At 78.2% G+C, this 6,493-nt stretch carries 5 protein-coding genes and 1 pseudogene; 4 read left to right on the plus strand and 2 right to left on the minus strand.

What is annotated here, in order from left to right:
* Together ACFWOG_RS38695 and ACFWOG_RS38700 are read left to right on the plus strand one after the other, a co-directional pair.
* A partial coding sequence (locus ACFWOG_RS38695) for a TerD family protein (protein WP_380364243.1) occupies positions 1-134 on the plus strand: 134 nt, incomplete at its 5' end.
* A gap of 112 nt (positions 135-246) precedes the next feature.
* Entirely contained in the window at positions 247-768 is a 522-nt protein-coding gene (locus ACFWOG_RS38700; RefSeq protein ID WP_329884387.1) for a DinB family protein, read from the plus strand.
* Positions 769-791: 23 nt separating this feature from the next.
* Here the strand turns inward: ACFWOG_RS38700 and ACFWOG_RS38705 are convergent, their stop codons facing one another.
* Positions 792-1,046 carry a hypothetical protein gene (locus ACFWOG_RS38705; protein WP_380364239.1) on the minus strand — a complete coding sequence of 85 codons (255 nt, stop codon included), beginning with the start codon at positions 1,044-1,046 and terminating at the stop codon, positions 792-794.
* Between the two features lie 85 nt (positions 1,047-1,131).
* Here ACFWOG_RS38705 and ACFWOG_RS38710 point away from each other — a divergent pair, with 85 nt between their 5' ends.
* Entirely contained in the window at positions 1,132-1,665 is a 534-nt protein-coding gene (locus ACFWOG_RS38710; protein ID WP_329884391.1) for a hypothetical protein, read from the plus strand.
* Here the strand turns inward: ACFWOG_RS38710 and ACFWOG_RS38715 are convergent.
* On the minus strand, positions 1,651-4,683 hold the full coding sequence (locus ACFWOG_RS38715) for a BTAD domain-containing putative transcriptional regulator (protein WP_380364241.1): 3,033 nt from the start codon (positions 4,681-4,683) through the stop codon (positions 1,651-1,653). The genes ACFWOG_RS38710 and ACFWOG_RS38715 overlap by 15 nt on opposite strands.
* An 869-nt stretch (positions 4,684-5,552) precedes the next feature.
* Here ACFWOG_RS38715 and ACFWOG_RS38720 point away from each other — a divergent pair.
* Positions 5,553-6,493 (plus strand): annotated as a pseudogene (locus tag ACFWOG_RS38720) (hypothetical protein); the annotation flags it as partial.

Genomic DNA, 6,493 nt, shown 5'->3' on the forward strand with positions numbered 1-6,493 from the left:
CCACCGAGCGGACGCTCCTGCTCGGCGAGGTCTACCGGCGGGGCGGGGCCTGGCGGTTCCGGGTCGTCGGGCAGGGCTTCGACCACGGACTGGAGGAGCTCGCGCGGAGCTTCGGCGTCGACGTCGCGGGCTGAGAGGCTGTGCGGGGGCCGTTCGGCACCGGACGGAGACGGGCAGGGCGGGCGACGCCGGGGACCGGGCCGCGCCGATCGGCACCGTCCGACTTTCGACGATCGAGGAGGACCTGTGAGCGGGACGGGCACGGACGACGGGCGGGTGGCGCCGCCGCTGACCGGGGGAGAGCGGGAGACGCTGCGCGCGTACCTGGACTTCCACCGCGGGACGCTGGCGATGAAGTGCGCCGGGCTGACGGACGAGCAGCTGCGGTCGCGGTCGAGCCCGCCGTCGACGCTGACGCTGCTCGGGCTGGTGCGGCACCTGGCGGAGGTGGAGCGGACCTGGTTCCGGCGGGTGATCGACGGGGAGGACGTTCCGCTGCGCTGGTCGACGGAGTGGGACTTCCAGGCCGCGTACGACGCGGCCGGGGCCGACCGCGCCGAGGCGTTCGCGGCCTGGGAGTCGGAGGTGGCGCACTCCCGGCGGATCGAGCGGGAGGCCGCCTCGCTGGACGTCACGGGTTACCAGGTGCGCTGGGAGAAGGAGGTCTCGCTGCGGTTCGTGATGCTGCACCTGATCCACGAGTACGCCCGGCACAACGGGCACGCCGACTTCCTGCGCGAGGCGATCGACGGGCAGGTCGGCGCGTAGCACCGCAGGCCCGGCCGCCGGGTTCAGAACGGCCGGCGGTCGGCCGGTGCGGTCGGGGGAGCGGGGTCGTCGGGCCGGACGGGCGGCGGGGGCGGGGCGGGCTCGGCGAGGGGACGGAACCTGGGCGGCTCGACCAGGTGCTGCCACTCCTGGTCGGGGCGGCCCGGGACGGTCCGCCCGGCATCCAGCCAGAGGCGCGCGAGTCGGGCGAAGATCGGGGCGTCGAACAGAAACGTTCCGTCCTTGGACCGGGGTGAAGGCAGGTAGTCGTAGCTCATGACCGGATAACGAGCGGGGCGGGCCGCCGCAACCCGTCGGCGGGGGAAATGAACGCCGCGCGGGGCGGCAGCCGTACTCGTCCACGTGACAGTGATGACCACGGGCCGCAGTGCTGGCAAGCTGGCCGCCATGGCGGAAGCGGCGGGTGAGACGGGGATCCGGGAGCTCCTGGCGAGGTGGCTCGCGGCGGAGGACCCGGCCGACAGGGGGGAGCGCGCGGGGAACGACGACGCGCTCCCCGGCGACGACGGCGACCTCGCCGCCGGTGGGTGGGCGGTGCCCCCGGCCACCGGGGCGGAGGTGGTCGAGGCCGCCTGGCGGCTGGCCGTGGCGGGGCTGGAGGACGAACCGCGGACGAGGGCCCCGGACGGACTGTGGATGGTCGCCGAGGCCCTGGTGGTGGACGAGCACCCCTCGGCGTCCGGGTGGACGCCGTTGGAGCGGGCCGAGGCGGTGGAGTGGGTCGCGCTCCTGCTGCACCGCTTCGGCGAGGACGGCGTGACGATGCTGACGGCGGATCTGGTCCGGGGCCGGGCGGACGGTGACGGCCCGGGTCCGGCCCCGCGCCCGGCCGGCGGCCCGGCCCCGGGCACCGGCAGGTCCTCAGACAGGCTCTAGCGCGGCCAACCGCACCTCCAGCTCGTGCACCACCGTGGTGTCGCCGAGCCGCCCGTACAGCCGGCGGGCCGAGTGCAGGGTGCGGACGGCCTCCGGGGCGCGGCCGCCCGCCAGCAGGAAGTCCGCGTAGTGGCGTTCGGCCACCGCGTGCAGGTGGACGGTGCCCGCGACCCGGCAGCGTTCCAGGGTCTGCTGCCAGACCTCCTCCGCCGCCGTGCGGCGGTCGAGGAGTTGGAGGGCGTGCGCCTCGTTGATCATCGCCGACAGGTGGAAGACGGCCAGCGGGTGGTCGGCGAGCAGCGCGCGGGCGTCCCGGGCCCGGTGCAGCGCCCGCCCGGGTTCGCCGGCGAGGCCGTACAGCCCGGCGGTGTTGCTCAGCGCGTACGGCGCGTGCTCGGCCAGGCCGTGCCGCTCGGCCAGCGCGATCGCCTGCTCGCCCAGGCGTACGGCCTCCGCCGGTCGCCCGTCGGCCGCGGTGGCCGTGGCCAGGACGGTGAGGGCCTGCACCCGGACGGTGTCGCCGGACCCGACGGTGCGGTCGACCGCGCGGCGGGCCAGCCGGTGGGCCTCCGCGGTGCGGCCGCTGCCGCCGAGCGCCCGGGCCGTGACCGCCTCCATGGAGGCGACGGCGGCCGGGTCGCCGGTGCGGGCGGCGGCGGCGAGCCCGACCCGGAGGCAGGTCAGCCGGTCCGTGCGGCGGCCGGCGCCGTAGTAGAGGCAGTCGGCGCGGTAGGCCAGCTGCCAGGAGCGGCGGTGGTCGCCGCGTTCGGAGGCCGCGGTGACCAGGCCGCGGACGGTGGGTTCCGCGGCCTGGAACCAGTCGAGCGTGGCGGGCACGGTGGGCAGGTGCGGCCACCCGGCGGGGTCGGCGCCGAACGGCGGGGCGACGGCGGGCGCGGGGCGGTGGGTGGCGTGGGCGGGACCGGGCTGGAGCAGTGCGGAGCTGCGGGCCACCACCGCGAGGTAGTGGTCGGTCAGGGCCGCGGTCGCGGCGGCGCGCTCGGACGCGGGCCGCTCGTCGAGGAGTTCGGCCCCGTACAGCCGGACCAGGTCGTGGCGGCCGTAGCGGCCGGGGGCGGTCTCGGTGAGCAGGTGGTGCGCGGCGAGCGCGCCGAGCGCGAGGCGGGCCTCGGCGGCGCCGGTGCGGAGCAGGGCGGCGGCGGCGTGGGCGTCCGTCTCGGGCCCCGGGTGGACGGCGAGCAGGGCCAGCAGACGTGCGGCGGGCGCGGGAAGGTGGCGCAGCGTCAGATCGAGCGCGGTCCGGACGCTGGCCGTGCCCCGGGTGTCCAGGGCACGCAGCCGGGTGCTCTCGTCGGCGAGTTCGGGCAGCAGGTCGGCGATCGCCCAGCCGGGCCGGGCGGCCAGCCGGGCACCGGCGATCCGCAGGGCGAGCGGCAGTCGGTCGCAGAGCTCGGCCAGCCGGCCGGCGGCCTCCGGCTCGGCGGCCACCCGGGCGGGTCCGATCAGGCGCTCCAGCAGGCGCCGCGCGTCCTCGGCGGGCAGGGCGCCGAGGCGCAGCAGGGCGGCGCCCTCGGTCACCACGAGGTCCTCCAGCGAGCTGCGGCTGGTGACGACCGTCGCGCACGCCGGGCCGGTCGGGAGCAGCTCGGTGACGTCCTGCGCGTCGCGGACGTTGTCCAGGACGACCAGCAGCCGGCGGCCGTGCGTCAGCGACCGGTAGAGCGCGGCGCGGGCGGCCGGATCCTCCGGCAGCGAGCCCTCGGGGACGCCCAGCGCGCGCAGGAACCGGCCGAGGACGGCGGTCGGTTCGGCGCGCGGGCCCGGGCCGAAGCCGTTCAGGTCGGCGAAGAGCCGCCCGTCCGGGAAGGCGGCGGTCGCGTCGTGCGCCCACTGCACCGCGGTGGCCGTCTTGCCGGTGCCGGCCGGGCCCACCAGGACGGCGAGGCCGCCGCCGGGGCGTTCGCCTCCGCACTCGGCCTCCAGCCAGCGGCGTTCGGTCGACCGGCCGACGAAACCCGATATCCGGCGCGGGAGTTGGTCCGGGCCGGGGCCGGGGCCCGGGCCGGGGTTGGGGTTGGCGGTGGGGCCGGGGTTGGCGGTGGGGCGGAGCGGGGTCGGCGGCCGGACGGCGGGCGTGCGGGCCGGGAACGGGACCGCGGCCGGCTGCCGTGCGGGCGGGACCGCGCAGGCGGAGAGGCCGGCCGACCCGGCCGCCCGGGGGCGGACGCGGCCGGTCGTGCCGGTTGTTCCGGCGGCGCCGGCCGTGCGTTCGGGACGACCGGTGACGCGCACGGCGGTCGAGGGCGGGCGCCTCCCCGGCTCGTCGGCGAGGATGTCGGCCACCGCCGACCGCAGCGCGCGCCCGGGGCCGACGCCGAGCTCCGCGGCCAGCCGGCGGCGCGTGCGGTGGTAGACGGTCAGCGCGTCGCAGGGCCGCCCGGCCTGACGGAGGCAGAGCACCAGCAGGGCGGCCAGGGGCTCGTTCCACGGGTCGGCTTCGAGCGCGCGGTCGAGTTCCGGTGCGGCGTCGGGGCCGAGGCCGAGCCGGAGCAGCCGTTCGCTCCAGGCCTCCAGGGCCCGGGTCCGCACCTGGCGGAGGCGGTCGGCGAGCACGTCGCGCAGGTCCGTCTCGGGCAGGTCGGCCAGGGTCGCGGGGCCGTGCCAGAGGTCCAGGGCCCGGCGGAGCAGTCCGGCGGCGGACTCGTCGCCGTCCGGGACGGCCACCTCGGTGGCCCGCGCGACCAGCCGCTCGAACAGCAGGGCGTCCACGGATTCGGCCGGGCCGTCCAGCCGGTAGCCGGGGGCGCGGGTCGACAGGACGAGCTTCGAGCCGGCGAGCAGCTTGCGCAGCGCGGCGATGTGGCCCTGGAGCGCGGCCCGGGCCCGGGCGGGCGGTTCGTCGCCCCAGAGCAGTTCGAAGAACCGCTCGACCGGGACGGTGCGGCCGAGTTCGAGCGCGAGCAGGGCCAGCGCGGCGCGCCGTTTGGCGCCGGCGGGCTCGACGGCGCGGCCGTCCGCAGCCTGCAGTTCCACCGGACCCAGCAGTCGAACGAACAACGGATCCTCCCAGGTGAGAGCGGTCGGCGGAGATCTCCGTCCCTGTGCGGGGCGCAGTCTAGCCACGCCCGGGGAACGGTTCCGGCCCGTGGCCGTTCGGCCACGGAGCGCCTGGGGACCGCCCTTTCGGGGGATTGACGGGAGCCGGTCAGCTGGGCGTCGGGCAGGCGTCGGCGGTTGTTCTCCTGAAGTTCATTGACGATCCATCAGGGAAACGCGGTCGCGGACGCGGCGCGATCGGGACGGGCGGAACGGCGGCGCCCTGCGTGGACGGCGGTCGTGGCGATCCCGGGCCGTCCGTCCGGCGTGTGCGGGGCGGCTCGCGGAGCCGGTCGGGCCGGGGACCGTCCGGCGGGGTGGGGGAGGCGCCGGACGGCGGGGGCGCACGCGGGGCGCTTGCCCGTCGAGGGCGGTGCGCGGGTCCGATCGGCCGGCAGCTGTGCGCGATGGGGAGGCGCGGATTGCCTGAAGGGGAAGCCGGGCCGGTGGCCGCCGGGATCGGCCGTGCAGGTCCGGGCAGGTCCGTGCAGGTCCGGGCACGCGCCACGGGAGAGCGCAGGGCGGTCGGCCCAAGGGGTGGGGCCCGGTGCGGGCCGGTGGAGGTGGTGCGGGTGGGGCAGGGCTGCTCGTGTTGAGCTCAACGGCCCGCATGCGGTCCCGGGTTCACCGGCGGCCGGACGGGCGGACGGCCCGCGCGGGTCCGCGCCCCGGCGCCGCCGTCCGCGGGCGGGGCGGAGCCGGGTGCCGCCGCGGGCGGTTCGCGCGAGGGGGTCCAGGGCCGGCCGGTGAACCCCGGCCGGAAGGCGCACCGTCGAGCAGGGTGCGGGGCCGGGACGGTCCCGCGATCTCCGACCCCTGGGAGGGCGACCATGCTGCGAATGAACGGGCCGCTGCGGATCACGGTGCTCGACAAGGACGCCGCCTTCGAGCAGCGCGCGGTGGTGCGCACCCCGTACGGCACCTCCGTGCTGGAGGGCCGGATCGGCGCCTCCCTCGACGTGCGGGCCGAGGAGTGGGAGCTGGAGCTGGAGCACTGTGTGCCCGGCGTCGGCTGGCGGCCCAACGTCCGGGTGCTGCCCGGTCCGTGGCAGACCTCGCGGAGCGGCCTGCGGAGCAGGATCCTGCGCAGCAAGGACTGCGACTGGCCGAACGGCGACCCGGCCGAGCGGAACTTCGTCCTGCGGCTGTCCTCGACGGTGGCCGAGCTCCGGCGTGACGCGTCGTCCGCCGCCGAGGAGGTGGGCCCGGCGACCTCGGAGGGCCAGCGGACCAGCTCCGGTCCGGGCCTCGGCGCGGGCGGGCGATCGTCCGACTCCGGGGGTGCCGTCGTCGGTGGCTCCTGGGGCGGGTACCCGGCCGGGTCGGCGGAGCGGCCCGTGGTGTCCGCCGTTCCGGCGGAGTCCGGTGCCGTGACGGCGCAGCGCCGGGCGGTGGGCGCCGGCGAGCCGGTTCGTCCGGCAGGTGAGGCCGTCCGGGGCGTGGCCGTCCGGGGCGTGGCCGCCCGGGGCGTGGCGCCCACGCCCGCGATGCCGTTGGCGGAGGGCGTGTTGGTGCCTGCTCTGCGGGTCGGCTCGCCTGCCGGTGGCGTGCTGGGGACGGCCGTGGCCGTCGAGGCGTCGCGGCTCCCGGCCGGCCGGGGGGTGCCCGCGGAGCGCTGCACTCCGGTGGGCCGGGCGGAGCCCGGCGAGGCCGTCCGCCCGGCGGTGTCGGGCGGACCGGCGACCTCGGGCGGTCCGGCCGGCCTCGGCGTCCCGGCGGAGACCGCCGCGCGGGCCGGTGACCGGCGGGCGGCCGTCGCGGACTACGGGCC

This window comes from Kitasatospora sp. NPDC058406 (genome assembly GCF_042722765.1).
Classification (GTDB): domain Bacteria; phylum Actinomycetota; class Actinomycetes; order Streptomycetales; family Streptomycetaceae; genus Kitasatospora.